At 68.8% G+C, this 25,296-nt stretch carries 30 protein-coding genes; 25 read left to right on the plus strand and 5 right to left on the minus strand.

Annotated features, from left to right (window positions below):
- Nucleotide 1: 1 nt before the first annotated feature.
- From rplX to truA, 19 genes are all read left to right on the plus strand, one after another.
- Complete coding sequence (gene rplX, locus OG978_RS24335; protein ID WP_003966949.1) at nucleotides 2-325, plus strand: 50S ribosomal protein L24; 324 nt, start codon at nucleotides 2-4, stop codon at nucleotides 323-325.
- Nucleotides 325-882: a 50S ribosomal protein L5 gene (rplE, locus tag OG978_RS24340; protein ID WP_326767226.1), complete on the plus strand. Its 558-nt coding sequence runs from the start codon at nucleotides 325-327 to the stop codon at nucleotides 880-882. Before rplX ends, rplE begins: the two co-directional genes overlap by 1 nt.
- A gap of 2 nt (nucleotides 883-884) precedes the next feature.
- Complete coding sequence (locus OG978_RS24345; RefSeq protein ID WP_003948630.1) at nucleotides 885-1,070, plus strand: type Z 30S ribosomal protein S14; 186 nt, start codon at nucleotides 885-887, stop codon at nucleotides 1,068-1,070.
- Nucleotides 1,071-1,294: 224 nt separating this feature from the next.
- Nucleotides 1,295-1,693, plus strand: coding sequence for a 30S ribosomal protein S8 (rpsH, locus tag OG978_RS24350; protein ID WP_124716936.1), 399 nt, complete (start codon nucleotides 1,295-1,297; stop codon nucleotides 1,691-1,693).
- Between the two features lie 21 nt (nucleotides 1,694-1,714).
- The gene (rplF, locus tag OG978_RS24355) at nucleotides 1,715-2,254 is read left to right on the plus strand and encodes a 50S ribosomal protein L6 (protein WP_326767227.1); all 540 of its coding nucleotides are present in this window, start codon (nucleotides 1,715-1,717) and stop codon (nucleotides 2,252-2,254) included.
- A 2-nt stretch (nucleotides 2,255-2,256) separates the two neighbouring features.
- Nucleotides 2,257-2,640 carry a 50S ribosomal protein L18 gene (rplR, locus tag OG978_RS24360; protein WP_093540756.1) on the plus strand — a complete coding sequence of 128 codons (384 nt, stop codon included), beginning with the start codon at nucleotides 2,257-2,259 and terminating at the stop codon, nucleotides 2,638-2,640.
- Between the two features lie 46 nt (nucleotides 2,641-2,686).
- Nucleotides 2,687-3,292 (plus strand): 30S ribosomal protein S5, encoded by a 606-nt coding sequence (gene rpsE, locus OG978_RS24365; RefSeq protein WP_030914151.1) that lies wholly within the window; start codon nucleotides 2,687-2,689, stop codon nucleotides 3,290-3,292.
- A complete protein-coding gene (gene rpmD / locus OG978_RS24370; RefSeq protein ID WP_018550611.1) occupies nucleotides 3,292-3,474 on the plus strand; it encodes a 50S ribosomal protein L30 in 183 nt (60 codons plus the stop codon). The genes rpsE and rpmD overlap by 1 nt, the downstream gene beginning before the upstream one ends.
- Before the next feature lies 1 nt (nucleotide 3,475).
- Nucleotides 3,476-3,931: a 50S ribosomal protein L15 gene (rplO, locus tag OG978_RS24375; protein ID WP_018550610.1), complete on the plus strand. Its 456-nt coding sequence runs from the start codon at nucleotides 3,476-3,478 to the stop codon at nucleotides 3,929-3,931.
- Between the two features lie 215 nt (nucleotides 3,932-4,146).
- A complete protein-coding gene (gene secY / locus OG978_RS24380; protein ID WP_326767228.1) occupies nucleotides 4,147-5,466 on the plus strand; it encodes a preprotein translocase subunit SecY in 1,320 nt (439 codons plus the stop codon).
- Entirely contained in the window at nucleotides 5,466-6,122 is a 657-nt protein-coding gene (locus OG978_RS24385) for an adenylate kinase (RefSeq protein ID WP_326767229.1), read from the plus strand. Before secY ends, OG978_RS24385 begins: the two co-directional genes overlap by 1 nt.
- A 137-nt stretch (nucleotides 6,123-6,259) precedes the next feature.
- Nucleotides 6,260-7,096: a type I methionyl aminopeptidase gene (gene map / locus OG978_RS24390; RefSeq protein WP_326767230.1), complete on the plus strand. Its 837-nt coding sequence runs from the start codon at nucleotides 6,260-6,262 to the stop codon at nucleotides 7,094-7,096.
- A 178-nt stretch (nucleotides 7,097-7,274) separates the two neighbouring features.
- On the plus strand, nucleotides 7,275-7,496 hold the full coding sequence (infA, locus tag OG978_RS24395; protein ID WP_003956442.1) for a translation initiation factor IF-1: 222 nt from the start codon (nucleotides 7,275-7,277) through the stop codon (nucleotides 7,494-7,496).
- 60 nt (nucleotides 7,497-7,556) lie between these two features.
- Nucleotides 7,557-7,670, plus strand: a complete 114-nt coding sequence (gene rpmJ / locus OG978_RS24400) for a 50S ribosomal protein L36 (protein ID WP_003956441.1) — start codon at nucleotides 7,557-7,559, stop codon at nucleotides 7,668-7,670.
- A gap of 194 nt (nucleotides 7,671-7,864) precedes the next feature.
- Nucleotides 7,865-8,245 (plus strand): 30S ribosomal protein S13, encoded by a 381-nt coding sequence (rpsM, locus tag OG978_RS24405; RefSeq protein ID WP_018519286.1) that lies wholly within the window; start codon nucleotides 7,865-7,867, stop codon nucleotides 8,243-8,245.
- A gap of 105 nt (nucleotides 8,246-8,350) precedes the next feature.
- Nucleotides 8,351-8,755, plus strand: a complete 405-nt coding sequence (rpsK, locus tag OG978_RS24410) for a 30S ribosomal protein S11 (protein WP_003956432.1) — start codon at nucleotides 8,351-8,353, stop codon at nucleotides 8,753-8,755.
- A 134-nt stretch (nucleotides 8,756-8,889) separates the two neighbouring features.
- The gene (locus tag OG978_RS24415) at nucleotides 8,890-9,912 is read left to right on the plus strand and encodes a DNA-directed RNA polymerase subunit alpha (protein ID WP_326767231.1); all 1,023 of its coding nucleotides are present in this window, start codon (nucleotides 8,890-8,892) and stop codon (nucleotides 9,910-9,912) included.
- Nucleotides 9,913-10,119: 207 nt separating this feature from the next.
- Entirely contained in the window at nucleotides 10,120-10,620 is a 501-nt protein-coding gene (gene rplQ / locus OG978_RS24420) for a 50S ribosomal protein L17 (RefSeq protein WP_072486706.1), read from the plus strand.
- 97 nt (nucleotides 10,621-10,717) lie between these two features.
- On the plus strand, nucleotides 10,718-11,572 hold the full coding sequence (truA, locus tag OG978_RS24425; protein WP_326767232.1) for a tRNA pseudouridine(38-40) synthase TruA: 855 nt from the start codon (nucleotides 10,718-10,720) through the stop codon (nucleotides 11,570-11,572).
- A gap of 5 nt (nucleotides 11,573-11,577) precedes the next feature.
- Here truA and OG978_RS24430 read toward each other — a convergent pair whose 3' ends face one another.
- Complete coding sequence (locus OG978_RS24430) at nucleotides 11,578-13,470, minus strand: hypothetical protein (RefSeq protein WP_326767233.1); 1,893 nt, start codon at nucleotides 13,468-13,470, stop codon at nucleotides 11,578-11,580.
- Nucleotides 13,471-13,486: 16 nt separating this feature from the next.
- Nucleotides 13,487-14,338: a hypothetical protein gene (locus tag OG978_RS24435; RefSeq protein WP_326767234.1), complete on the minus strand. Its 852-nt coding sequence runs from the start codon at nucleotides 14,336-14,338 to the stop codon at nucleotides 13,487-13,489.
- 57 nt (nucleotides 14,339-14,395) lie between these two features.
- On the opposite strand from OG978_RS24435, the gene OG978_RS24440 reads away from it, so the two are divergent.
- The 4 genes from OG978_RS24440 (at nucleotide 14,396) to glmM (ending at nucleotide 18,846) form a co-directional block, all read left to right on the plus strand.
- On the plus strand, nucleotides 14,396-16,024 hold the full coding sequence (locus tag OG978_RS24440) for an ABC-F family ATP-binding cassette domain-containing protein (protein ID WP_326770148.1): 1,629 nt from the start codon (nucleotides 14,396-14,398) through the stop codon (nucleotides 16,022-16,024).
- A 277-nt stretch (nucleotides 16,025-16,301) separates the two neighbouring features.
- The gene (rplM, locus tag OG978_RS24445) at nucleotides 16,302-16,745 is read left to right on the plus strand and encodes a 50S ribosomal protein L13 (protein WP_072486702.1); all 444 of its coding nucleotides are present in this window, start codon (nucleotides 16,302-16,304) and stop codon (nucleotides 16,743-16,745) included.
- 44 nt (nucleotides 16,746-16,789) lie between these two features.
- Entirely contained in the window at nucleotides 16,790-17,317 is a 528-nt protein-coding gene (rpsI, locus tag OG978_RS24450) for a 30S ribosomal protein S9 (protein ID WP_030914197.1), read from the plus strand.
- Nucleotides 17,318-17,487: 170 nt separating this feature from the next.
- Nucleotides 17,488-18,846, plus strand: coding sequence for a phosphoglucosamine mutase (gene glmM / locus OG978_RS24455; protein WP_326767235.1), 1,359 nt, complete (start codon nucleotides 17,488-17,490; stop codon nucleotides 18,844-18,846).
- Between the two features lie 51 nt (nucleotides 18,847-18,897).
- On the opposite strand, the gene OG978_RS24460 is transcribed toward glmM, so the two are convergent.
- A complete protein-coding gene (locus OG978_RS24460; RefSeq protein ID WP_326767236.1) occupies nucleotides 18,898-21,108 on the minus strand; it encodes an MMPL family transporter in 2,211 nt (736 codons plus the stop codon).
- A gap of 241 nt (nucleotides 21,109-21,349) precedes the next feature.
- Here OG978_RS24460 and OG978_RS24465 point away from each other — a divergent pair, with 241 nt between their 5' ends.
- Both OG978_RS24465 and OG978_RS24470 read left to right on the plus strand, forming a co-directional pair.
- Nucleotides 21,350-22,576 carry a sensor histidine kinase gene (locus OG978_RS24465; protein ID WP_326767237.1) on the plus strand — a complete coding sequence of 409 codons (1,227 nt, stop codon included), beginning with the start codon at nucleotides 21,350-21,352 and terminating at the stop codon, nucleotides 22,574-22,576.
- A complete protein-coding gene (locus tag OG978_RS24470; RefSeq protein ID WP_326767238.1) occupies nucleotides 22,573-23,271 on the plus strand; it encodes a response regulator transcription factor in 699 nt (232 codons plus the stop codon). Before OG978_RS24465 ends, OG978_RS24470 begins: the two co-directional genes overlap by 4 nt.
- 32 nt (nucleotides 23,272-23,303) lie before the next feature.
- On the opposite strand, the gene OG978_RS24475 is transcribed toward OG978_RS24470, so the two are convergent.
- Both OG978_RS24475 and coaA read right to left on the minus strand, forming a co-directional pair.
- The gene (locus OG978_RS24475; protein ID WP_326767239.1) at nucleotides 23,304-24,260 is read right to left on the minus strand and encodes a DUF389 domain-containing protein; all 957 of its coding nucleotides are present in this window, start codon (nucleotides 24,258-24,260) and stop codon (nucleotides 23,304-23,306) included.
- A 27-nt stretch (nucleotides 24,261-24,287) separates the two neighbouring features.
- Entirely contained in the window at nucleotides 24,288-25,283 is a 996-nt protein-coding gene (gene coaA / locus OG978_RS24480; RefSeq protein ID WP_326767240.1) for a type I pantothenate kinase, read from the minus strand.
- Between the last annotated feature and the right edge of the window lie 13 nt (nucleotides 25,284-25,296).

A 25,296-nucleotide genomic window follows, 5' to 3' on the forward strand; every position in this document is an offset into this window, starting at 1 on the left:
CATGAAGATCAAGAAGGGCGACCTGGTTCAGGTCATCACCGGTAAGGACAAGGGCAAGCAGGGCAAGGTCATCGTGGCCTACCCCGCTCAGGACCGCGTCCTCGTCGAGGGTGTCAACCGGGTCAAGAAGCACACCAAGGCCGGTCAGACCGCTCGCGGTTCGCAGACCGGTGGCATCGTCACGACCGAGGCCCCCATCCACGTGAGCAACGTTCAGCTCGTCGTGGAGAAGGACGGCAACAAGGTCGTCACGCGCGTCGGTTACCGCTTCGACGACGAAGGCAACAAGATCCGCGTTGCCAAGCGGACGGGTGAGGACATCTGATGGCTACCACCACCACTCCGCGTCTGAAGACGAAGTACCGCGAGGAAATCGCCGGCAAGCTGCGTGAGGACTTCTCGTACGAGAACGTCATGCAGGTCCCCGGTCTGGTCAAGATCGTGGTCAACATGGGTGTGGGCGACGCCGCCCGCGACTCCAAGCTGATCGACGGCGCCGTGCGCGACCTCACCACGATCACCGGTCAGAAGCCGGCCGTCACCAAGGCCCGCAAGTCCATCGCGCAGTTCAAGCTGCGCGAGGGTCAGCCGATCGGCTGCCACGTCACCCTCCGTGGTGACCGGATGTGGGAGTTCCTGGACCGTACGCTGTCGCTCGCGCTGCCGCGTATCCGTGACTTCCGTGGTCTGTCGCCGAAGCAGTTCGACGGCCGTGGCAACTACACCTTCGGTCTCACGGAGCAGGTCATGTTCCACGAGATCGACCAGGACAAGATCGACCGGGTCCGGGGCATGGACATCACCGTGGTCACCACGGCGACCAATGACGACGAGGGTCGTGCCCTCCTTCGTCACCTCGGCTTCCCGTTCAAGGAGAACTGACCGTGGCGAAGAAGGCTCTGATCGCTAAGGCCGCCCGTAAGCCGAAGTTCGGCGTTCGCGGGTACACCCGCTGCCAGCGCTGCGGCCGGCCCCACTCCGTCTACCGCAAGTTCGGCCTGTGCCGCGTGTGCCTTCGTGAGATGGCTCACCGTGGCGAGCTGCCGGGCGTGACCAAGAGCTCCTGGTAAATCTCCTTCGCCCTTTGGGCGTTGGGATTACCCGGAGACTCTCGGTAAGCATCTGGTCGGCAGGAGCCCCTCCTTTCATGCCGTAGGCTTGAAGGGTTGGGCGCCTGCCGCCCAAGACCGACTTACTACGCCGTAGGTCCCCGCACCGCACCCGTCCTGCCTCTGAGTGGGGAGAGGGATGGCGCATACAGGAAACCCCGGCGAGAGAGGCCGAAGGCCAACTCATGACCATGACTGATCCCATCGCAGACATGCTCACGCGTCTGCGTAACGCGAACTCGGCGTACCACGACGATGTCGCGATGCCGCACAGCAAGATCAAGTCGCACATCGCGGAGATCCTCCAGCAGGAGGGCTTCATCACCGGCTGGAAGGTCGAGGACGCCGAGGTTGGTAAGAACCTCATCCTCGAGCTGAAGTTCGGCCCGAACCGCGAGCGCTCGATCGCCGGCATCAAGCGAATCTCGAAGCCGGGTCTGCGTGTATACGCAAAGTCCACCAACCTGCCGAAGGTTCTCGGCGGCCTGGGCGTGGCGATCATCTCCACGTCCCACGGTCTCCTGACCGGCCAGCAGGCCAGCAAGAAGGGCGTAGGTGGGGAAGTCCTCGCCTACGTCTGGTAGTCGGGAACGGAGGAATAGCTCATGTCGCGAATCGGCAAGCTCCCCATCCAGGTTCCCGCCGGTGTGGACGTCACCATCGATGGCCGCACGGTCGCGGTGAAGGGGCCCAAGGGCACCCTCTCGCACACCGTCGCGTCGCCGATCGAGGTCACCAAGGGTGAGGACGGCGTTCTCAGCGTCACCCGCCCGAACGACGAGCGTCAGAACAAGGCCCTTCACGGCCTGTCCCGCACGCTGGTGGCGAACATGATCACCGGTGTGACCCAGGGATACACCAAGGCGCTCGAGATCAGTGGTGTCGGTTACCGAGTCCAGGCGAAGGGCTCCAACCTGGAGTTCGCCCTGGGCTACAGCCACCCGATCCTGATCGAGGCCCCGGAGGGCATCACCTTCAAGGTGGAGTCCCCCACGAAGTTCTCCGTCGAGGGCATCGACAAGCAGAAGGTCGGCGAGACCGCGGCCAAGATCCGCAAGCTGCGGAAGCCTGACCCGTACAAGGCCAAGGGCGTCAAGTACGCCGGCGAGGTCATCCGCCGCAAGGTCGGAAAGGCTGGTAAGTAGCCATGGCATACGGCGTGAAGATCGCCAAGGGCGACGCCTACAAGCGTGCCGCCCTCAAGCGTCGCCACATCCGTGTCCGCAAGCACATCTCCGGTTCGCCGGAGCGTCCGCGCTTGGTCGTGACGCGGTCCAACCGCCACATGGTCGCTCAGGTCATCGACGACATCGCGGGCCACACGCTCGCGTCGGCGTCGACCCTGGACGTCTCCATCCGTGGTGGCGAGGGCGACAAGAGCACCCAGGCCAAGCAGGTCGGCGCCCTGGTCGCTGAGCGCGCCAAGGCCGCAGGCGTCGAGGCCGTCGTGTTTGACCGCGGTGGTAACCAGTACGCCGGGCGGATTGCCGCTCTGGCTGACGCCGCCCGTGAAGCCGGTCTGAAGTTCTGAGCCCGGTTCCTACGCACAGCGGACGTAACAGAGAGAGGTAAATCCAATGGCTGGACCCCAGCGCCGCGGAAGCGGTGCCGGTGGCGGCGAGCGGCGGGACCGGAAGGGCCGTGACGGCGGCGCAGCTGCCGCCGAGAAGACCGCGTACGTTGAGCGCGTTGTCGCGATCAACCGCGTCGCCAAGGTTGTGAAGGGTGGTCGTCGCTTCAGCTTCACCGCGCTGGTCGTGGTGGGCGATGGTGACGGCACCGTCGGTGTCGGCTACGGCAAGGCCAAGGAAGTTCCCGCGGCCATCGCCAAGGGCGTGGAAGAAGCCAAGAAGAACTTCTTCAAGGTTCCGCGCATCCAGGGCACCATTCCTCACCCGATCCAGGGCGAGAAGGCTGCGGGCGTCGTCCTGCTGAAGCCTGCTTCCCCCGGTACCGGTGTTATCGCCGGTGGCCCGGTGCGCGCCGTTCTGGAGTGCGCCGGCGTTCACGACATCCTGTCGAAGTCGCTCGGCTCCGACAACGCGATCAACATCGTGCACGCGACCGTGGCGGCCCTCAAGGGCCTGCAGCGTCCCGAGGAGATCGCGGCCCGCCGCGGTCTGCCGCTCGAGGACGTCGCCCCTGCGGCTCTGCTTCGTGCACGTGCGGGAGCGGGTGCGTAATGGCTCGCCTCAAGATCACGCAGACGAAGTCGTACATCGGCAGCAAGCAGAACCACCGCGACACCCTTCGTTCGCTCGGGCTCAAGCGCCTGCACGACGTGGTTGTCAAGGAGGACCGCCCCGAGTTCCGCGGAATGGTGCACACCGTCCGCCACCTCGTGACGGTTGAGGAGGTCGACTGACATGGCGGAGAACAAGCCGCTGAAGGCCCATGACCTCCGGCCCGCCCCGGGCGCCAAGACCGCCAAGACCCGTGTGGGTCGTGGTGAGGCGTCCAAGGGTAAGACCGCCGGTCGTGGCACCAAGGGCACCAAGGCCCGTTACCAGGTTCCGGAGCGCTTCGAGGGTGGGCAGATGCCCCTCCACATGCGCCTCCCGAAGCTCAAGGGCTTCAAGAACCCGTTCCGCACCGAGTACCAGGTCGTGAACCTGGACAAGCTCGCGACGCTCTACCCCGAGGGTGGAGAGGTCACCGTGGCCGACCTGGTCGCCAAGGGTGCGGTGCGCAACAACCACCTCGTCAAGGTCCTCGGACAGGGCGAGATCTCCGTGGCACTGCAGGTTTCGGTTGACGCCGTCTCCGGCTCCGCCAAGGAGAAGATTGCCGCCGCCGGCGGCACCGTCACCGAGCTCGTCTGAGACAACTCGATGGCTTGAACATCCGACCGGGGATGCCTCTCATATGGGGCATCCCCGGTTGGTCGTTCCTAGGGGGGCATGGTCGCCGGTAAGGTGGCGTGCGTTGTTGTGTGGTACCCCTCTGGGCACCCGCCCCGGGGACTTTGACTTTTACGTATTCGTCGATCCTCAAGACCGTCACCTCTACGCATTGCGCGGGGGTCGCAGGAGGCACCGTGCTCACCGCGTTCGCCCGGGCGTTCAAGACGCCCGACCTGCGCAAGAAGCTGCTCTTCACGCTCGGCATCATCGTGCTCTACCGGCTCGGGGCGCACATCCCGGTACCGGGAGTGAGCTACGAGAACGTCCAGACCTGTGTTGATCAGGCCAGCAAGGGCAACAACAGCCTCTTCGGCCTGGTGAACATGTTCAGCGGTGGTGCACTGCTGCAGATCACGATCTTCGCGCTCGGCATCATGCCGTACATCACGGCCAGCATCATTCTTCAGTTGCTGACCGTGGTGATTCCCCGACTCGAGGCACTCAAGAAGGAGGGGCAGTCCGGCCAGGCGAAGATCACGCAGTACACGCGTTATCTGACCGTCGCGCTCGCCATCCTCCAGGGCACCGGCCTGGTGGCCACCGCCACCAGCGGCGCCCTCTTCAGCGGCTGCCCGGTCGCCGACCAGATCGTGCCGAACCAGTCGATCTTCACGACCATCGTGATGGTCATCACGATGACCGCGGGTACCGCGGCCGTCATGTGGCTCGGTGAGCTCATCACCGACCGCGGCATCGGCAACGGTATGTCGATCCTGATGTTCATCTCGATCGCCGCCAGCTTCCCCGGCGCCCTGTGGGCCATCAAGACCAGCGGCAAGCTGGCCGACGGCTGGATCGAGTTCGGCACCGTCATCCTGATCGGCTTCGTGATGGTGGGCCTCGTCGTCTTCGTCGAGCAGGCCCAGCGCCGTATCCCGGTGCAGTACGCGAAGCGCATGATCGGCCGCAGGTCGTACGGCGGTACCTCGACGTACATTCCGCTGAAGGTCAATCAGGCGGGTGTGATTCCCGTCATCTTCGCTTCTTCGCTGCTCTACATCCCTGCCCTGATCGTCCAGTTCTCCAACTCCACTGCGGGCTGGGCGACCTGGATCAAGGACAACTTCGTGACGGGCGACCACCCGTACTACATCACGGCGTACTTCCTGTTGATCGTCTTCTTCGCCTTCTTCTATGTGGCGATTTCGTTCAACCCCGAGGAAGTCGCCGACAACATGAAGAAGTATGGTGGGTTCATCCCGGGTATCCGGGCTGGTCGACCTACTGCCGAGTACCTGAGCTACGTGCTCAACAGGATCACTTGGCCGGGCTCGCTGTACCTGGGTCTGATCGCTCTTGTGCCGACGATGGCGTTGGCAGGCTTCGGTGGAGCCAACCAGAACTTCCCGTTCGGCGGGACGAGCATCCTCATCATCGTGGGTGTGGGTCTGGAGACCGTGAAGCAGATCGAGAGTCAGCTCCAGCAGCGCAATTACGAAGGGTTCCTCCGCTGATGCGAATCGTCCTCGTCGGGCCGCCCGGTGCCGGCAAGGGAACGCAGGCTGCGTACCTTGCCAAGAACCTGTCGATTCCGCAGATCTCCACGGGCGATCTCTTCCGTGCCAACATCAGCCAGGGCACCGACCTTGGCAAGCAGGCCCGTGCCTTCATGGATGCAGGGCAGTTGGTGCCGGACGAGGTCACCATCGGGATGGCCAAGGACCGCATGTCCCAGCCGGACGCCGAGAACGGTTTCCTGCTGGACGGCTTCCCGCGCAACGTGGGTCAGGCCGAGGCTCTTGACGCCATGCTCAAGGACGAGGGCACCAAGCTCGACGCGGTCCTGGACCTGGAAGTCCCCGAGGACGAGGTGGTCAAGCGCATCGCCGGCCGCCGGATCTGCCGGAACGACGGCTCCCACGTCTTCCACGTGACGTACAACCCGCCGAAGACCGAGGGCGTCTGTGACGCCTGCGGCGGCGAGCTGTACCAGCGCGACGACGACACCGAGGACACGGTTCGTACCCGGCTGGAGGTCTACCACTCGCAGACCGAGCCGATCATCGACTACTACCGGGCCCAGAACCTGGTGGTCACCATCTCCGCGCTCGGCAAGGTCACCGATGTGACCGAGCGCGCGATGGAGGCTCTCAAGTCCGACAAGGGCTGAACGAAACACCCGCAGTACTTGTGCAGTCGGCCGCGGCGTCCATGGGCGCCGCGGCCGACTGCTTGCGCCGTATCGTTGTGTGAGTACGCCGCAGACATCACCGTTCGATGCAGTCCGATGCAGAGAGGCGCCACGCAATGGTGCAGATCAAGACCCCCGAGCAGATCGCGAAGATGCGTGAGGCGGGGCTGGTGGTCGCTGCCATTCACGCGGCCACCCGCGAGGCGGCGGTGCCCGGCGCCACCACGCTGGACCTGGACCGGGTCGCACGCAAGGTGATCGCCGATCACGGTGCGAAGTCGAACTTCCTCGGGTACGGCGGGTTCCCCGCGACCATCTGCACCTCGGTCAACGAGGTCGTCGTCCACGGCATCCCGGACGACAAGACCGTCCTCAAGGACGGCGACATCATCTCCATCGACGCCGGCGCGATCGTCGACGGCTGGCACGGCGACGCCGCGTACACGGCCTTCGTCGGCACGGGTCACGCTCCGGAGCTGGTCGAGCTCTCCCGGGTGACCGAGGAGTCCATGTGGGCCGGTATCGCCGCGATGAAGGTGAACAACCGCCTCGTCGACATCTCGAAGGCGATCGAGTCCTACATCCGGCGCCAGCCCCGTCCCGCCACCGGCAAGTACGGGATCATCGAGGACTACGGCGGCCACGGCATCGGCACCGAGATGCACATGGACCCGCACCTGCTGAACTATGTCGCCCGCAAGCGCGGCAAGGGCATCAAGCTCGTCCCCGGCGTCTGCCTGGCCATCGAGCCGATGGTCTCGCTCGGTACGGCGCAGACCGAGGTGCTCCAGGACGACTGGACCGTCATCACGACGGACGGCACCTGGTCCTCCCACTGGGAGCACTCGATCGCCCTCACCGAGCAGGGCCCCCTGGTCCTGACCGCCCCCGACTGCGGCAAGGCGAAGCTGGCGCAGTACGGGATCGAGGTGGCGCCGGATCCTCTGGGGTGACGATGCCCGGGGGATTTGACCCGCTTGTCGAGGTCTAAGGATCTCCTCCGGTGGGCAAACTTGACGGATTCGTCTTTTGGGGTCCGCTGACGTAGACTGACTCGTCGGCTCTCGTGCATCAGTGTGTCCACATGCGATGCCGAAAGTCGATCAAGGTAGCCGATTCGAAAGGCGAAGCGTGGCCAAGAAGCAAGGTGCCATCGAAATTGAGGGCACCGTGATCGAGTCCCTCCCGAACGCCATGTTCAAGGTGGAACTCCAGAACGGTCACAAAGTCCTCGCGCACATCAGCGGCAAGATGCGGATGCACTACATCCGAATCCTCCCGGATGACCGGGTCGTCGTGGAGCTCTCCCCGTACGACCTGACGCGTGGTCGGATCGTCTACCGCTACAAGTAGATCTTGCCTCCACCACGCTTTCGCGCGGTGACGGCACTGACCCGGAGAACCTGACATCCCATGAAGGTCAAGCCGAGCGTCAAGAAGATCTGCGACAAGTGCAAGGTGATCCGCCGTCACGGTCGGGTCATGGTCATCTGCGACAACCTGCGCCACAAGCAGCGCCAGGGCTGACGCACGACCCCCTGCATCTCGCAGCACTTCGCGCGACGCACGTAAAACGTACATACGCAGAGTCCGTCCAAGCTTCGGCTGACGACACCTCCGGTGGGGGCCGGGGACCCGGGCGTACCACCTCTCGTCACGAGAGGTCGGCGATCGGGAGCGGCACTGTGGAAGACCCCCGAATTAACAACTGGAGCCATTGAATGGCACGCGTTTCAGGTGTTGACATCCCGCGCGAAAAGCGCGTGGAGGTTGCCCTCACCTACGTCTTCGGTATCGGGCGCACCCGGTCCAAGGAGATTCTCGCCACCACTGGCGTGAACCCCAACACCCGCGTTCGCGACCTGGCCGAAGAGGACCTGGTCAAGATCCGCGAGTACGTGGACGCCAACCTCCGCACCGAGGGTGACCTCCGTCGCGAGATCCAGGCCGACATCCGCCGCAAGGTCGAGATCGGCTGCTACCAGGGTCTGCGTCACCGCCGCGGCCTGCCGGTCCACGGCCAGCGCACCAGCACGAACGCTCGTACCCGCAAGGGCCCGCGTCGCGCGATCGCCGGCAAGAAGAAGCCGGGCAAGAAGTAGTCCTCAGCGGACGCACTGCGGGCGTCCGGGCCACCGGTCATCCGCAGCAACCAGCGGTCTTCGCTGTAGGACCGATCACCTCCCCTCTCCATCTGGAGTCAAGACATGCCCCCCAAGGGTCGTCAGGGCGCAGCCAAGAAGGTGCGTCGCAAGGAAAAGAAGAACGTCGCTCACGGCCACGCGCACATCAAGAGCACGTTCAACAACACGATCGTCTCGATCACGGACCCCTCGGGCAACGTGATCTCCTGGGCCTCCGCCGGCCACGTCGGCTTCAAGGGCTCGCGCAAGTCCACCCCCTTCGCCGCGCAGATGGCCGCCGAGTCGGCCGCCCGCCGCGCGCAGGAGCACGGCATGCGCAAGGTTGACGTCTTCGTCAAGGGTCCGGGCTCCGGCCGCGAGACCGCGATCCGTTCGCTCCAGGCCACCGGCCTGGAGGTCGGTTCGATCCAGGACGTCACCCCCACCCCGCACAACGGATGCCGGCCGCCCAAGCGTCGCCGCGTCTGATTTCGTGCTCTGCTCCGAGCAGTAGCTCGTGAGTGGGTCCGGGCGGTACGGCCTCTTCGAGGTCGTGCCGCCCGTACCCTTGTCAGTATCTGGGGGCGTCAAATAGTGGGCGCCCACGACTGAAGGAACGCAACATGCTTATCGCTCAGCGTCCGTCGCTGACCGAAGAGGTCGTTGACGAGTTCCGCTCCCGGTTCGTCATCGAGCCGCTGGAGCCGGGCTTCGGCTACACCCTCGGCAACTCTCTCCGCCGTACGCTCCTCTCCTCGATCCCCGGCGCTGCTGTCACCAGCATCCGGATCGACGGTGTCCTGCACGAGTTCACCACCGTGCCGGGCGTCAAGGAGGACGTCACCGACCTCATCCTCAACATCAAGCAGCTGGTCGTCTCCTCGGAGCACGACGAGCCGGTCGTGATGTACCTGCGCAAGCAGGGCCCCGGCCTGGTCACCGCTGCTGACATCGCCCCGCCGGCCGGTGTCGAGGTCCACAACCCGGACCTGGTCCTGGCCACGCTGAACGGCAAGGGCAAGCTGGAGATGGAGCTGACCGTCGAGCGCGGTCGCGGCTACGTCTCCGCCGTCCAGAACAAGCAGGCGGGCCAGGAGATCGGCCGTATCCCGGTCGACTCCATCTACTCGCCGGTGCTCAAGGTCACGTACAAGGTCGAGGCGACCCGTGTCGAGCAGCGCACCGACTTCGACAAGCTGATCGTCGACGTCGAGACCAAGCAGGCCATGCGTCCCCGTGACGCCATGGCTTCGGCCGGTAAGACCCTGGTCGAGCTGTTCGGTCTGGCGCGCGAGCTCAACATCGACGCCGAGGGCATCGACATGGGCCCGTCCCCGACGGACGCCGCGCTCGCCGCCGATCTGGCGCTGCCGATCGAGGAGCTGGAGCTCACGGTCCGTTCGTACAACTGCCTCAAGCGCGAGGGCATCCACTCCGTGGGTGAGCTCGTGGCTCGTTCCGAGGCCGACCTGCTCGACATCCGCAACTTCGGTGCGAAGTCGATCGACGAGGTCAAGGCGAAGCTGGCCGGCATGGGCCTGGCGCTCAAGGACAGCCCGCCCGGATTCGACCCGACGGCCGCGGCGGACGCGTTCGGCGCGGACGACGACGCGGATGCCGGTTTCGCGGAGACCGAGCAGTACTAGTACGCCTCCGGCTGGGGTGCCCGTCTTTCTGGTGGGTGCCCCGGACCGGGCGAGGGCTTTGTCCTCAATCGCCGGACGGGCTTGATTTTCGGGCTGAGGCTCGATGTTGGGTGCGTCCGGCGGACGAAGACTTCCGTGTGGCGTCCGCCGCGCGGGAACTGACACCGGTACCTGATACGGCCGGTGCAGCACACAAGGAGAAAAACCATGCCGAAGCCCGCCAAGGGTGCCCGTCTGGGCGGCAGCGCCGCGCACGAGAAGCTGCTTCTCAACAACCTCGCGAAGTCGCTGTTCGAGCACGGCCGCATCACCACGACCGAGGCCAAGGCCCGTCGCCTGCGTCCGGTCGCCGAGCGTTTCATCACCAAGGCGAAGAAGGGCGACATCCACAACCGTCGCCTGGTGCTGCAGTCGATCACGGACAAGGGCGTCGTTCACACGCTCTTCACCGAGATCGCCCCGCGGTACGAGAACCGCCCCGGTGGTTACACCCGCATCACCAAGATCGGCAACCGTCGTGGCGACAACGCCCCGATGGCGGTCATCGAGCTGGTCGAGGCGCTGACCGTGGCCCAGCAGGCCACCGGTGAGGCCGAGGCCGCCACGAAGCGTGCGGTCAAGGAAGACGCCCTCAAGAAGGACGAGGCTCCGGCCGAGGCCGTCGAGGACGCCAAGCCGGCCGACGACGCCGAGTCCAAGGACGCCTGAGCGTTCTGAGACCACTGGACGGGCCCGCATCACCCTTCGGGGCGGTGCGGGCCCGTTCTGTATGTACCTGCGAGTAGCTGCGGAAAAGGATCCCTGGGTGAGTGACGAAGTGGAGCCCGGCTTCGTACGGGTGCGGCTGGACCTGGCGTACGACGGCAAGGATTTCTCGGGCTGGGCCAAGCAGACCTCCAGGCGGACCGTCCAGGGGGAGATCGAGGGCGCGCTGCGGACCGTGACGCGGTCCTCGCGGACGTACGACCTCACCGTCGCCGGGCGGACCGATGCCGGGGTGCACGCCCGGGGCCAGGTCGCGCATGTCGATCTGCCGGACGAGGTGTGGGCCGAGCACGCGGACAAGCTGCTGCGGCGGATGGCCGGGCGGATGGCGCCCGATGTACGGATCTGGCGGATCGCGCCGGCGCCCGTGGGGTTCAACGCGCGGTTCTCGGCGCTGTGGCGGCGTTACGCGTATCGCGTGGCCGATCGTCCCGGTGGGGTGGATCCGCTGTTGCGCGGTCATGTGCTGTGGCACGACCGGCCGTTGGACGTGGACGCCATGAACGAGGCGGCCGGCCGGATGGTCGGGGAGCACGACTTCGCCGCGTACTGCAAGAAGCGCGAGGGCGCGACGACCATCCGTACGCTGCAGAAGCTGAGTTGGGTACGGGACGGGGCGACCGGGATCCTGACGGCGACCGTGCAGGCGGACGCGTTCTGCCACAACATGGTCCGCGCGCTGATCGGTGCGGCGCTCTTCGTCGGGGACGGGCGCCGTCCTGCCGAGTGGCCGGCCCAGGTGCTCGCGGCCCGGGTGCGCGACCCCGGGGTGCACGTAGTGCGCCCGCATGGGCTGACCTTGGAGGAAGTGGCCTACCCGGCCGACGAGTTGCTGGCCGCCCGCGCCGTGGAGGCGCGCAATGTGCGCACGCTCCCCGGGGGCGGTTGCTGCTGACGCGCTTACTTCCGGGCCGCTGTCGCGGTTGCCGCGTGTGCCCGGCGCCGGCGCCAGGCACGCGTCAGCCCGGCCGCCAGGGACAGGGCCGCGAGCGTGTACGCCGTCGCGAGGGCCGGGGTGATGTCGGGGGCCGCCCAGCCGTGCACCGCGGCCGCCGAGAACAGCAGCAGGCCCAGCACGCGCAGCAGCCACCAGCGCGGCCGGCGGGGCCGGTACGCGTCCGGGGGCGCGGGGTGTTCGCCGTCCTGGGTGGTCATCGCGGAGCGCATGCCCGCCAGCAGTCCCCGGCGGGTGAGTACCCGGGCGCCCGGCAGGGTGTCCAGGACGTCCGGGCGGTCACCGAAGCCCGGGGGGAGCGGGGGCAGGGCCAGGGCCGCCAGGAGGTCCGACTGGTGGCGGGGTGGGTTGCCGGTGGAGCGGAGTATGTGCGTCAGCGGGCGGGGGTCCGCGAGGGCGAAGGCACGGGCCAGGGCCTCGGCCGTGGCGGTGACCGCGGAGTGGTCGGGGGCCGGGGACGTGGCGTTCCACTCGTGGGCGGCCAGGGGCCTGCCCTTGAGGAACAGCGTGAGTCCGCAGCGTTCGGGGGTGCGGCGCAGGACCAGCGTGGGCCACTTCTCGCCCGTGGTGAAGTTGTCGGCCGCCGTGGTCAGCGGGTCCTCCGTGGACAGGACCGAGCGCTTGGCGGGGCGGGCCTCGGCGACGGCCTCGATATAGGTGTGCGTGTCGGTCGCGGGGGCGGTGCGGAGCGAGACGCCGCACATCAGCGCCGCCTGCGCCACGTCCGCCGGGCGGGCCGCCGCTATCGCGACCGCGCAGGGGGCGCCGGGTGCACGGACGAGTGCGGGGGCCGGTGCGGTGCGGGGCTGTGGGGGACGGCCGAAGAAGGGGGTCAGGGAGGCCAGTTGGATACGGGTGCCGGAACGGGTCTCGAGGAACTCCTGGCGCGGGTCGTCGCCGAAGTACGCCCAGGGGAACCTGGTGGCATGGGTGCCGATGCCGCGGAAGGCGTCGAGCGCCTCCTCCCAGCGCTCCGCGCGCAGCAGCATCAGGGCCAGGCAGTTGCGGAAGCCGGCCGCCTCCTGGCTGCCCGGTCCGTATGCCGCCGAGAGGTCCAGGGCGCGGGTGAGCGCGGCTGCGACGCGGGACGTGTACGGGGCGTCGGGGCCGGGGGAGAGGACCACGTACTCCAGCGCCGCGAACAGGGGCAGCGCGTGCAGCTTCGAACCGGGCGGGGCCGTGTCGGCTGCCCGCTCGGCGAAGTCGAACATCTCCGCGTGCGAGCCGTGCCACTTCGCGCTGAGGTATTTGAGGGCGGCGGTGTGGCATCCGTAGTGGTGCGGGTCGCGGGCCAGGGCCTGCGACCAGTAGCCGTCGAAGACCTCGCGGGGCGCCTGGCTGCCCAGCGCGTGGGTCAGGGCGATGCGCCAGGGCACGGGGTCGGCGGGGTTGAGTCCGGCCGCCCTGCCGACCACCGGCACGGCGTCCTCCAGGAGCGCGAAGAAGGCCCGGAACCGGTCGGGCGGGACCTGCCCGGCGCCTTCCGCGGTGCGTAGCTCCCATGCCTGGTGGATACGGAGGTCCGCCCTGGTCAGGGCCGCGTCCGGATCCTCGGGGTGTTCGGCCTGCCAGGCGTCCAGCCAGCCGGGGTTGTGCAGGGCGGCCTCGGCGAGCCGTGACACGTAGCCGTCCCTCAGCTCCCACTGCGTGTGCTCGCGGGTCCCGGCGAGCAGTTCCCGGGCGGGGCCGTGGTCGCCGTCGGCGGCCGAGGCCAGGGCGGCCCGCAGCGCGGGGTCCGGCGCGTCGACGGACACGGCCTCGTCCGGCGGCAGGTCGGCGCCGATGGCCGCGCTGTGGCGCAGCACGCGGGGAACGGTGAGCAGGAACGGCAGGCGCACGGGACCCCGTTGCCCGTCAGCCGGTCTGCGCGGTGGCCGCGGCCGAGGCCTGGAGCTCGCCGCGGTGGTGGATCTGACGGAACGTGAAGTTCGTCAGGTCGTCACCGGTGGCGTAGACGTTCTTGTGGGCCGTGGTGACGCTCTTGCCGTTGGTGAACCCGCTGATGGCGAAGTAGGCGTATCGGCCGTAGGAGTTGGCGGTACGGCGGCAGACCGATCCTGGTGTACAGAAGGCCGGTACACCGTTGCCGCTCAGCGTGGCGATGCTGCCGCTGGCCTGGCGGGCCGCCTTCTTGGCCTGTGCTTCCGTCCGGAAGACCGCGAGGCCGACGGTGACGGCGACGCCGTCCTTGCTGTACGTGGCCCGGACGACCTGGTCGCAGCCGTTGTTCACGAGGATCGAGCCGAGCGCGCCCTTCGTGGTCGCGGCGCAGTTCTTCGTCTGCTGCGTCGCGCCCTTGACGTAGACGCGGTCGCCCATCGTCAGCTTCTTGCCGGGGAAGAACGCGTCGACGGTGATCGGCGCCCGGTCCTTCTTCGCGTCGGAGATGTAGTCCTTCGGGTCCGGCGGGGGCGGCGGCGCCACCGAGGAGAAGGACGGCTCGGGCTCGGCGGTGTCGTTCGGCAGGTCGCTCGGCGCGGGCAGCTCGTTCGCGTTCTTGCCGGAGTTGCTGCCGTTGTTCTTGTTGGTCGAGATGACCGCCGTGGCCACGATCGCGCCGATCGCCGCGGTGGCGAGCACGCCGCCGCCGATCAGTAGCCACCTCTTGCGCCGGCTGCGCGCGACGGACTCGTCGGCCAGCGCTGCCCAGTCCGGAGTCTGTGTGCCCCCGGGCCCCCAGGAGGGCCCCCCTTGCCCAAAGCTCATGCCGCGATCCTAGAGGAGACGTAAACCGGTTGGGCCAGGGCTTCGCGGGCCGTGACAATGCTGTGCATGGGACATCTTGAAGCAGGCCACCTGGAGTACTACCTACCGGACGGGCGGGTGCTGCTCGGCGATGCTTCGTTCCGGGTGGCGGACGGTGCCGTGGTCGCCCTCGTGGGGGCCAACGGGGCCGGCAAGACGACGCTGCTGAGGCTGCTCGCCGGCGATCTCCAGCCGCACGGCGGTTCCGTCTCGGTGAGCGGCGGGCTCGGGGTGATGCAGCAGTTCGTGGGCTCCGTGCGGGACGAACGCACGGTCCGGGACCTGCTGGTCTCCGTGTCCCAGCCGCGCATCCGGGAGGCGGCCCTGGCGGTCGACAGGGCCGAGGAGCTGATCCTCACCGTCGACGACGAGGCCGCGCAGATGAAGTACGCGCAGGCCCTGAGCGACTGGGCGGAGGCCCGTGGGTACGAGGCCGAGACCGTCTGGGACATGTGCACCATGGCCGCGCTCGGCGTCCCGTACGAGAAGGCGCAGTGGCGCGAGGTGCGCACGCTCTCCGGCGGTGAGCAGAAGCGGCTGGTGCTGGAGGCGCTGCTGCGCGGCCCCGACGAGGTGCTGCTGCTCGACGAGCCGGACAACTATCTCGACGTGCCGGGCAAGCGCTGGCTGGAGGAGCGGCTCAAGGAGACCCGTAAGACGGTCCTCTTCGTCTCCCACGACCGCGAGCTGCTCTCACGGGCCGCCGAGAAGATCGTCAGCGTGGAGCCGAGCCCGGCGGGCAGCGATGTGTGGGTGCACGGCGCCGGCTTCGACACGTACCACCAGGCCCGCAAGGACCGGTTCGCCCGGTTCGAGGAGCTGCTGCGGCGCTGGGAGGAGGAGCACGCCCGGCTGAAGGCGCTGGTCCACCGGCTGCGGCAGCAGGCGGCGATCAGCCCGGACATGGCGTCCCGCTACCGGGCGATGCAGACCCGGTTCAAGAAGTTCGAGGACGCGGGCCCGCCGCCGGAGCCGCCGCGCGAGCAGGACATCAAGATGCGGCTGCGCGGCGGCCGGACCGGCGTACGTGCGGTGACCTGCAAGAACCTTGAGCTGACCGGGCTGATGAAGCCGTTCGACCTGGAGATCTTCTACGGGGAACGGGTCGCCGTCCTCGGCTCGAACGGATCGGGGAAGTCGCACTTCCTGCGGCTCCTCGCGGGCGAGCCGGTCGCGCACACCGGGGAGTGGAAGCTCGGGGCACGCGTCGTACCCGGGCACTTCGCGCAGACCCACGCCCACCCGGAGCTGCTGGGCAAGACGCTCGTCGAGATCCTGTGGACGGAGCACGCCAAGGACCGCGGCGGCGCCATGTCCGTACTGCGCCGCTACGAGCTGGAGCGCCAGGGCGACCAGCCCTTCGAGAAGCTGTCCGGCGGGCAGCAGGCGCGGTTCCAGATCCTGCTCCTGGAGCTGGCCGGAACGACCGCGCTGCTGCTGGACGAGCCGACGGACAACCTGGACCTGGAGTCGGCGGAAGCGCTGCAGGACGGCCTTGAGGCGTACGAGGGAACCGTGATGGCCGTCACGCACGACCGGTGGTTCGCGAAGTCCTTCGACCGCTATCTGGTGTTCGGCTCGGACGGCGTCGTACGCGAGACGACGGCGCCGGTGTGGGACGAGCGGAGGGTGGAACGGGCGCGGTAGCGCGCGGCGGCCGGAGCGGTGGTGACACGGCCCGGAACCCCGACAGGGCCGGGGTTCCGGGGCTGTTTTGACCCGTGCGGGGGAGCGACGGTATTCTTCTGGTTTGTTATGCGTATTGGCTTGGTCGTTCTCACGCGAGGGGCCCTTACGCCGGTCCACCGGGCCGATGACCAGCGGCAGGCACTCGGGTTGCGTCCCCGCAGCGCCGCCAAGGCTGGTGTGATCGTCCGGGTGGCCTTGTCAGGACTCACTCACTGAAGAAGCGAAGGCTACGACCGTGCGTACGTACAGCCCCAAGCCCGGCGATGTGACGCGCCAGTGGCACATCATTGACGCGCAGGACATCGTCCTGGGTCGTCTGGCCACCACGGCTGCGAACCTCCTCCGCGGCAAGCACAAGGCGATCTACGCCCCCCACATGGACATGGGCGACTTCGTCATCATCATCAACGCCGAGAAGGTTCACCTCTCCGGCAACAAGAAGACCCAGAAGATGGCGTACCGCCACTCCGGGTTCCCGGGTGGTCTCCGCTCCGTCCGTTACGACGAGCTGCTCGCCAAGAGCCCCGAGAAGGCCGTCGAGAAGGCCATCAAGGGCATGATCCCCAAGAACAGCCTGGGCCGTCAGATGCTCTCGAAGCTCAAGGTCTACGCGGGCGACCAGCACCCGCACGCTGCTCAGCAGCCGGTCCCGTTCGAGATCACCCAGGTCGCGCAGTAGTTCCGGCCTCCCCCTAAGACCAAAAGAAAGATCTGAGGAGAATCGTGGCCGAGACCACTGTTGAGAACCCCGTCGAGGGCACCGAGGGCGAAGAGGTCTTCGCCGAGGTGACCACCTTCGAGTCCGAGGTTCCCGTCGAGGGCGAGTACACCAGCGAGTCGCTGGCGTCCCGCTTCGGCGACCCGCAGCCCGCCGCCGGCCTTGGCCGTCGGAAGAACGCCATCGCCCGCGTCCGGATCGTTCCGGGCACCGGCAAGTGGAAGATCAACGGTCGCACCCTTGAGGACTACTTCCCCAACAAGGTGCACCAGCAGGAAGTCAACGAGCCCTTCAAGGTGCTCGAGCTCGACAACCGCTACGACGTCATCGCCCGCATCTCGGGTGGCGGCGTCTCGGGTCAGGCCGGCGCCCTGCGTCTCGGCGTGGCCCGTGCGCTGAACGAGGCGGACGTGGACAACAACCGCGCCCCGCTGAAGAAGGCCGGCTTCCTCTCCCGTGACGACCGTGCGGTCGAGCGCAAGAAGGCCGGTCTCAAGAAGGCCCGCAAGGCCCCGCAGTACAGCAAGCGCTAATCCGCCTGCTCTTCTGCTTTATACGTTCGCCCCGGCGGCACACCTCGTGCTGCCGGGGCGTTCGTTTATCGGCACCCTCGGGCGTATAACGGCATAAGGCGTTCATAGGCTTGTTGCGTTGCTTTGGTTGATTTGGTTTTGCGGTTTCGGAGCATCTTCGGAGGACACCAGTGGGACGACTCTTCGGCACGGACGGTGTGCGCGGTGTCGCCAATGCGGATCTGACGGCTGAGCTGGCGCTCGGTCTCTCGGTCGCTGCGGCGCATGTTCTCGCCGAGGGGAGCACCCTCGACGGGACCCGGCCGACAGCCGTGGTGGGCCGTGACCCACGCGCGTCCGGAGAGTTCCTGGAGGCCGCCGTCGTGGCCGGTCTCGCCAGCGCCGGCGTGGACGTCCTGCGCGTCGGTGTGCTGCCCACCCCGGCGGTGGCGTACCTCACCGGCGCGCTGGGGGCCGACCTCGGTGTGATGCTCTCCGCGAGCCACAACTCCATGCCGGACAACGGTGTCAAGTTCATCGCCCGCGGCGGTCACAAGCTCTCCGACGAGCTGGAGGACCGGATCGAGTCGATCTACCAGCAGCACCGCACCGGTGAGCCGTGGGAGCGCCCGACCGGTGCCGGTGTGGGACGCGTCACCGAGTACGCGGAGGGCTTCGACCGTTACGTGGCCCACCTCGTCGCGGTCCTGCCGAACCGGCTCGACGGGCTGAAGGTCGTGCTCGACGAAGCCCACGGCGCGGCCGCCCGGGTCTCGCCCGAGGCCTTCGCGCGGGCCGGCGCCGAGGTGATCACGATCGGGGCCGACCCGAACGGCCTGAACATCAACGACGGCTGCGGCTCCACCCACCTGGAGCCGCTGAAGGCCGCCGTCGTCGAGCACGGCGCCGACTTCGGCATCGCGCACGACGGCGACGCCGACCGCTGCCTGGCCGTGGACGCCGCAGGCGAGGAGGTCGACGGCGACCAGATCCTGGCCGTCCTCGCCCTCGCCATGCGCGAGGCCGGACAGCTGCGCAAGGACACCGTGGTCGGCACCGTCATGTCCAACCTCGGCTTCAAGATCGCGATGGAGCGGGAGGGCATCCAGCTCGTCCAGACCGCCGTCGGCGACCGCTACGTACTGGAGTCGATGAAGGCCGAGGGCTACGCGCTGGGCGGCGAGCAGTCCGGCCACGTCATCGTCCTGGACCACGCCACGACCGGCGACGGCACGCTGACCGGCCTGCTGCTGGCGGCCCGGGTCGCCGCCACCGGCCGTACGCTCGCCGATCTGGCCGGGGTCATGCAGCGGCTGCCGCAGCTGCTGATCAACGTCCGTGACGTCGACAAGTCCCGGGTCGCGACCTCCGCCGAGGTCGCCGCGGCCGTGGCCGACGCCGAGCGCGAGCTGGGCTCCACCGGACGCGTGCTGCTGCGCCAGTCGGGCACGGAGCCGCTGGTGCGGGTCATGGTCGAGGCGGCCGACATCGAGCAGGCCCGGGCGATCGCCGAGCGGCTGGCCGATGTGGTGAAGTCCGCGCTGGGATAGGGAGTGCGCGCACCGCCGTCCGGTGGACGGCGGTGCGGGTGCGTGCCGCTGTCACCGGGCCAGGGCCTGGTCGGGTTCCGGGGCAGGTGCGGTGGCGCGGTCCTGCGGGTGGCCGCCCGCGGCGGGCCGCGGGCGGACCGGCCACCAGAGGCTCCGGCCGAGGAGTGCGGCAAGGGCGGGGACCAGCACCAGCGAGAGTACGAGCGCGGAGAGCATGATGCCGAGCGTCATCGCGAAGGCGATCTGTTCGTTTCCCGGGGTCGTGGCGAGCGTGGCGAAGGAGCCGGCCAGCACCAGCCCGGCCGTCGCGATGGCCGGTGTCGTGTGCCGTACCGCGCGGGCCACGGCGGCGCGGGCCGGGCCCGGTCGTTGCATCTCCTCCCGGATCCGGTCGGTGATCAGGATGTTGTAATCGGTGCCCAGTGCCACGACGAACAGGAACAGCACCAGTGGCAGGGTGAAGTCGACGCCCGGCTCGCCGAGGGTGTGCTGGAAGAGCAGCGTGGCGGCGCCGAGGGTGGCGGCGAAGCCGAGCCCGACGGAGAGCATCAGGACCACCGGTGCGAGCAGGCTGCGCAGGAGCAGCAGAAGGATCAGCGCGATCAGCGCGGCCGCGACCGGGAACACGATCCTCAGGTCGTGGTCGACGGCGGTCGCGACATCGGCGAAGATCGCCGCCGTCCCGCCCACATATGCCGTCGTCCCGGCGGGTGTGTGCCGGCCGACCGTGGCCCGGATCGGTCCGGAGGCCAGGTCGCGGGCCTGTTGGCTCTGCGGGTCGGCGGTCGGGTAGAGGTCGATCCGGGCGGCACGGCGGTCCTTGTTCAGGACGGTCGGTGCGACCTTCCCCACACCGTCGACCCGGGTGAGCGCCCGGGAGAGGCCGGCCAGCCGGTCGGTGGTGAGGGTGCCGCCGTCCTCGGCGGTGACGAAGACGCTCGTCGGGTCCGACACTCCGGCCGGCAGTGTGCGGGAGATCTCGGCCGCGGTGACCGCGGCGGGGGTACGGTCGCCGGAGTCGCCCAGGCCGTAGTCCATGCGGATGCCGGTCAACCCGGCGGACAGCGCGGCAAGCAGGGCGACGGAGGCCGTCAACATCGTCAGCGGTCGCCGCGTGACCAGCGCGCCCAAGCGGGCGGCACGGCCTTCGCCCGGCTTCCGGCGAAGGGTTTTGGAGGGCCAGAACATCTTGCGCCCGGCGGCCGAGAGCAGCGCGGGCAGCAGGGTGAGGCTGCCGAGCAGCATCACCAGGACCGCGACGGCGATCGCGGGGCCCAGCGAGCGGAACTGCCCGAAGGTCGCCAGGCCCAGCGTGGCGAACGCGGCCACGATGGTCAGCGCCGCCGAGGTGATCGCGGCGCCCACCCGGCCGGAGACCTCCTCGGCCGCCTCGCGGGCGGGCTGCTCGGGCCGGTTGCGCAGTTGCTCGCGGAAGCGGAACAGCAGGAACAGCAGGTAGTCGATGCCGATGCCGAGCAGGACCACGTTGATCAGCCCCGGGGTGCCCGCGTCGAGCTTGCGCCCGGTGAGCATCGCGGCACCCGCCACGGATCCCGCCGCCACGCCGCCGATGACGGCGACCGCGAGCAGCGGCAACAGGGCCGCCAGCGCACTGCGGAACACCAGCACGTTGAGCAGGACGATGAGCCCCATGACGAGGGCGCTCCCGACCGTCGCGGCGGTCTCGTGGGCATCGGTGGTGTCGACGGTGTCGGCGAGACTCCCGGTGAAACCGGTGCGCATCCCCGCCTCGGAGAACTGAGTCCGGGCCGCGTCCCGGAAGGTCCGGTAGACGCCCTGGACCCCCTTGTCCGTGGGATTCCCCATCAGCTGGACGGAGAGCAGTTCGAAGCTCCGGTCGGGCGCCGTCATCGCCGGGGCGATCTCGGGCGTCTGGGAGCGGTCCGGGACCAGGAACCGCGGCATGTCGTCTTCCCTGGGCATGATCACCCGGCGCTGGGCCAGCTTCGCCGCCTCGGCCTCGACCCGCTTCCGGTCGGCGGCGTCGAGGGCCTTGCCGTCGGACCGGGCGACCAGCATCGTCACCGTGGTGGCGTCGGGGTTCACCCCGAACTGTTCCTGGGCGATCCGAAGCGCGGCGGCCGAGTCGTAGCTGCGCGGTAGGAAGTCCCCGGTCCGGTGCTGGGTGACGCGGCCGATCAGGGTCGGGGTCAGGGCGCTCAGCACGATACCCAGCACCGCCCAGAGGGCGATGACCTTCCACGGGTGTCTGGTGGAATATCCGGTCAGGGCGCGGATCACGAGGTCCTCCGGCGGACGGACTTGAATGCGGACGTCTGCCGGGGGTTCCCGGCACCGGTCTCCAGACCATCAGCACGAGAAGCGGCGGGCGTCGTGGCAGCGGATGATCCGGACCGGGGACCTGGGTCCTTCCCCGGCCCGCGACCAGGACCCTGGTCCCCGTCCTGGTCAAGGGCCTGCGACTGCCGCGGGCGGTGCTGTGCAACCCTGTCCCCGGGGGCCGGACACAGGGGGAACAGACATGCGCAAAAGCCGGTACATCGGGCCCGACGGTGCCCGGGAGTCGCCGCACATCGACAGCGCCGAGCCGCCGTGGACCCGTAACGACGCACTCGTGACCGGCGGGGCCTGCGCGATGAACCTGCTCAGCTACGTGTTCTTCGACGACCCCGACGGCCGGCACGACGTGAGCGTGGCCGGGTTCCTCCTCCTCGCCCTGGCGGCCGTGCCGCTGCTCGCCCGGCGAAGCCACCCGGTGGCGGCGCTCGCCGCCGTACTGGCACTCGACGCGACGGCCACCCTGACCGTCCCGCTGCCCAGCCACTTCGGTGCCGTCCTGGTGGTCGCCCTGTACACGGTCGCCAGGTCCTGCCCCGGTCGAGTCACGGCGGTCGCGACTGTCGCGACGATGTCGCTGACACTGCTGAGCCAGAGCAACGGCCGGATCCCGCCCTGGAAGGAGGCCATCACCCCGCCCCTCTCCACCTTGATCGTCGTCGGCACCGCCCTGGCGGTCAACCGCTGGCAGCGGGAGGTGGCGGCCAACCGCAGACTCCTTGCCGAACGTGCGGTGGCCGACGAACGCCGCCGCATCGCACGGGAGTTGCACGACATCGTGGCCCACCACATCACCACCATGCAGCTGATGGCCGGTGGAGCCCGGGCCAACCTCGCCCGACCGGAGGTGGTCCGGGACGCCCTGGTCACCCTGGAGTCCTCCGGGCGGCTCGCGCTGCGCGAGATGCGCCAGCTCCTCGACGTGCTGCGGGCCGGCGACGAACCGGAGTCCGCGCCGTCGCTGCCCCAGCCCGGCGTCGAAGACCTCGACCGGCTGGTGGCCGAGTCCCGCCTCGCCGGACTGCCGACCGAGTTCGCCGTCCACGGGCCGCGGCGTCCGCTGCCGCCGACCGTCGGCCTCACGGTGTTCCGGATCGCCCAGGAGGCCCTCACCAACACCCGCAAGTACGCGGGGGACGCCCGTGCGTCCGTACAACTGACGTACCACCAGGAGCGGATCACCGTCGAGGTGCGGGACGACGGCGGGGGCGCACCGCCGCGGGAGCGGGCGTCGGCGGTGGGCTCGGGCGGTTACGGTCTGATCGGCATGCGCGAGCGCGTCGCCCTGCACGGCGGCACCCTGACCGCCGGCCCGCAGGCCGGTGGGGGGTTCGCCGTGGTGGCCGAACTGCCGCTGAGCACGGACGAGGCGGTCGAGGCGGCCGTCCAGCACAAGGGGGCACACCGATGAACGGGACCGGACCGACGACGCCGCCGAGGATCAGGGTGCTGATCGTGGACGACCAGCCGCTGGTCCGGCGCGGTCTGTCGCTGATCCTCTCCCCCGACCCGTCCTTCGAGGTGGTGGGCGAGGCCGGGGACGGCGCGCAGGCCGTCACCCTCGCCCGCCGACTGTGCCCCGACGTCGTGGTGATGGACATCCGGATGCCCGTCCTCGACGGGGTCGGCGCGACCAGGGAGCTCGCCGTCACCGTGCCCGGCTGCCGGGTCCTGGCCCTCAGCACCTTCGACCTCGACGAGTACGTCGTGGGCGCCCTGCGCGCCGGGGCCTACGGGTTCCTGCCCAAGGACAGCTCCCCGGAGGATCTCGGCGCGGCGATCCGCACCGTCCACGCCGGAGAGGCCGTCGTCGCGCCGCGCCTGCTCACCCGGCTGATCTCCACCCACGTACGGGCATCGCGCGATGCGCGGCCGGCCCCCACCGGCCCGACCGGCCCGGGTGAACTCACCCCCCGCGAGGTCGAGGTGTGGCGCCTGATGGCCACCGGCCTCGACAACACCGAGATCTCCCGCGCCCTGGACATCAGCCTCTCCACGGTCAAGAACTACATCACCAGCATCTTCGGCAAGCTCGCCGTCCGCGACCGCGCCCAGGCGGTCATCGCGGCCTACGAATCGGGCCTGGTCACCGCGCGCGCGGACTAGGGCCTGTCCGGCGGATCAGGGTCGGACAGACCCTAATCGCGGGACGGGTTCGCGACCAGGCCCGTCCGGCGGAGGTGCGCCGCCCACAGGGCCTTCTGGACCAGCAGGGTCAGCGTCCCCGCGACCACGATCCCGCCGAGGTTCGCCAGCAGCTGGGTCGTGGAGCCCGACATCTGGTGGTAGTCGCTGTAGCTGAACGCCACCGCGGCGTTGGCTGCGGCCGGCACGGTCGTCACCGAGATGGCGACCCCGATCAGCGCCCCGGACTTCGCCGAGGTGAGCGAGAGCGTTCCGGCGATCCCGGCCAGGAAGGCCACCACGAACGACATCGCGTCGGGCTTCCAGATGAACGCCGTGTTGGGACGGTCGGCCTCGATCATCGAGCGGGTGAACAGGCCGAAGCCGTCCATCAGCCAGGCGAACCCGGCCGTCAGCACCATCGCGGCGGCGAAGCCGCCGAGCAGCGCGTAAAGCGACCGCAGCGCCAGTCGCGGAGCACGCTGCACCAGGGCCGTGGAGATCCCGGCCAGCGGCCCGAACTCCGGGCCGACCGCCATCGCGCCCACGATCAGGATCGCGTTGTCGAGCATCACACCGCAGGCGGCGAGCATCGTCGCGACGGTGAGGAACGCCACGTACGTGGCGCTGAACGTCGACTCCTCGTGGGTCGCCTCCGTCAGTTCCTCCCACAGCACCGCGTCCGCGCCCTCACCCGGCGCGTCCTTCTCGGCCTTGTCGGCGTGCGCGGAGAGCGTCAGGTCCATGTTCTCGACGGTGATCGAGCCGGACTTGTCGATGCCGAGGCGGCGCAGCGCGGAGATCAGTCCGTCACCCGCCTCACGGGCCACATCGCACAGCACCATGTCACCCGCCGGGTTGCGGGCGGCCCCGGCCAGCACGACGAGATGTGTCGTACCGAGGGTGCTCTCCATCAGGTGCACCACCTCGTCCGTACGGTCGGCGGGGACGATCAGGCGCAGATGCAGCACGTGGCCACTCCCAGGAGGCTCGGGGGTTCAGAGTTTGCGCAGGGACAGCCGCTGGACCTTGTGGTCCGGGCCCTTGCGCAGCACCAGGGTGGCACGGCCCCGGGTGGGCGCGACGTTCTCCACCAGATTGGGCTTGTTGATGGTCCGCCACATCGTCGCCGCGTACTCCATGGCCTCCTCCTCGGAGACCTGGGTGTACTTGCGGAAGTACGAGAACGGGTTCTGGAACGCCGTCGCGCGCAGCTTCCGGAACCGGTCGAGATACCAGCTCTCGATGTCCTCGGTGCGCGCGTCCACGTACACGCTGAAGTCGAAGTAGTCGGCCAGACCGACCCTGGTCCGGCCGTCCTTGCCGGGCATCGCGGGCTGCAGCACGTTCAGCCCCTCGACGATCAGGATGTCGGGGCGGCGTACGGTGAGCCGCTGGTCCGGCACGATGTCGTAGATCAGGTGCGAGTAGACGGGCGCCGTCACCTCGTCCTTGCCGGCCTTGATGTCGGCGACGAAACGGGTCAGGGCGCGCCGGTCGTACGACTCGGGGAACCCCTTGCGCGACATCAGCCCGCGGGTCCGGAGCTCCTTCATCGGCAGCAGGAACCCGTCCGTGGTCACCAGCTCGACGCGCGGATGCTCGGGCCAGCGGGCCAGCAGCGCCTGGAGGATGCGCGCGGTGGTGGACTTGCCGACCGCGACACTGCCCGCGACGCCTATGACGAACGGGGTGCCGCGCTGCTCGCCGTGGCCGTTGCCCGCGTCCCCGAGGAAGGTGTTCAGGGCGCCGCGCAGGCCCGAGGTGGCCTGGACGTAGAGGTTGAGGAGCCGGGAGAGCGGCAGGTAGACGTCCCGCACCTCGTCGAGGTCGATGACGTCCCCGAGCCCGCGCAGCCGCTCCACCTCGTCGGCGGTCAGCGGCAGCGGCGTCTTGTCGCGCAGGGCGCTCCACTCGGCGCGGGACAGATCGACGTACGGCGTCGCCGCGTGCTCGGCGCGTCGGTGGGTGCTCCGTGGCGGCGAAGTGATCACGGGTTCATTGTTG

It is taken from the genome of Streptomyces sp. NBC_01591, assembly GCF_035918155.1.
Lineage (GTDB): Bacteria > Actinomycetota > Actinomycetes > Streptomycetales > Streptomycetaceae > Streptomyces.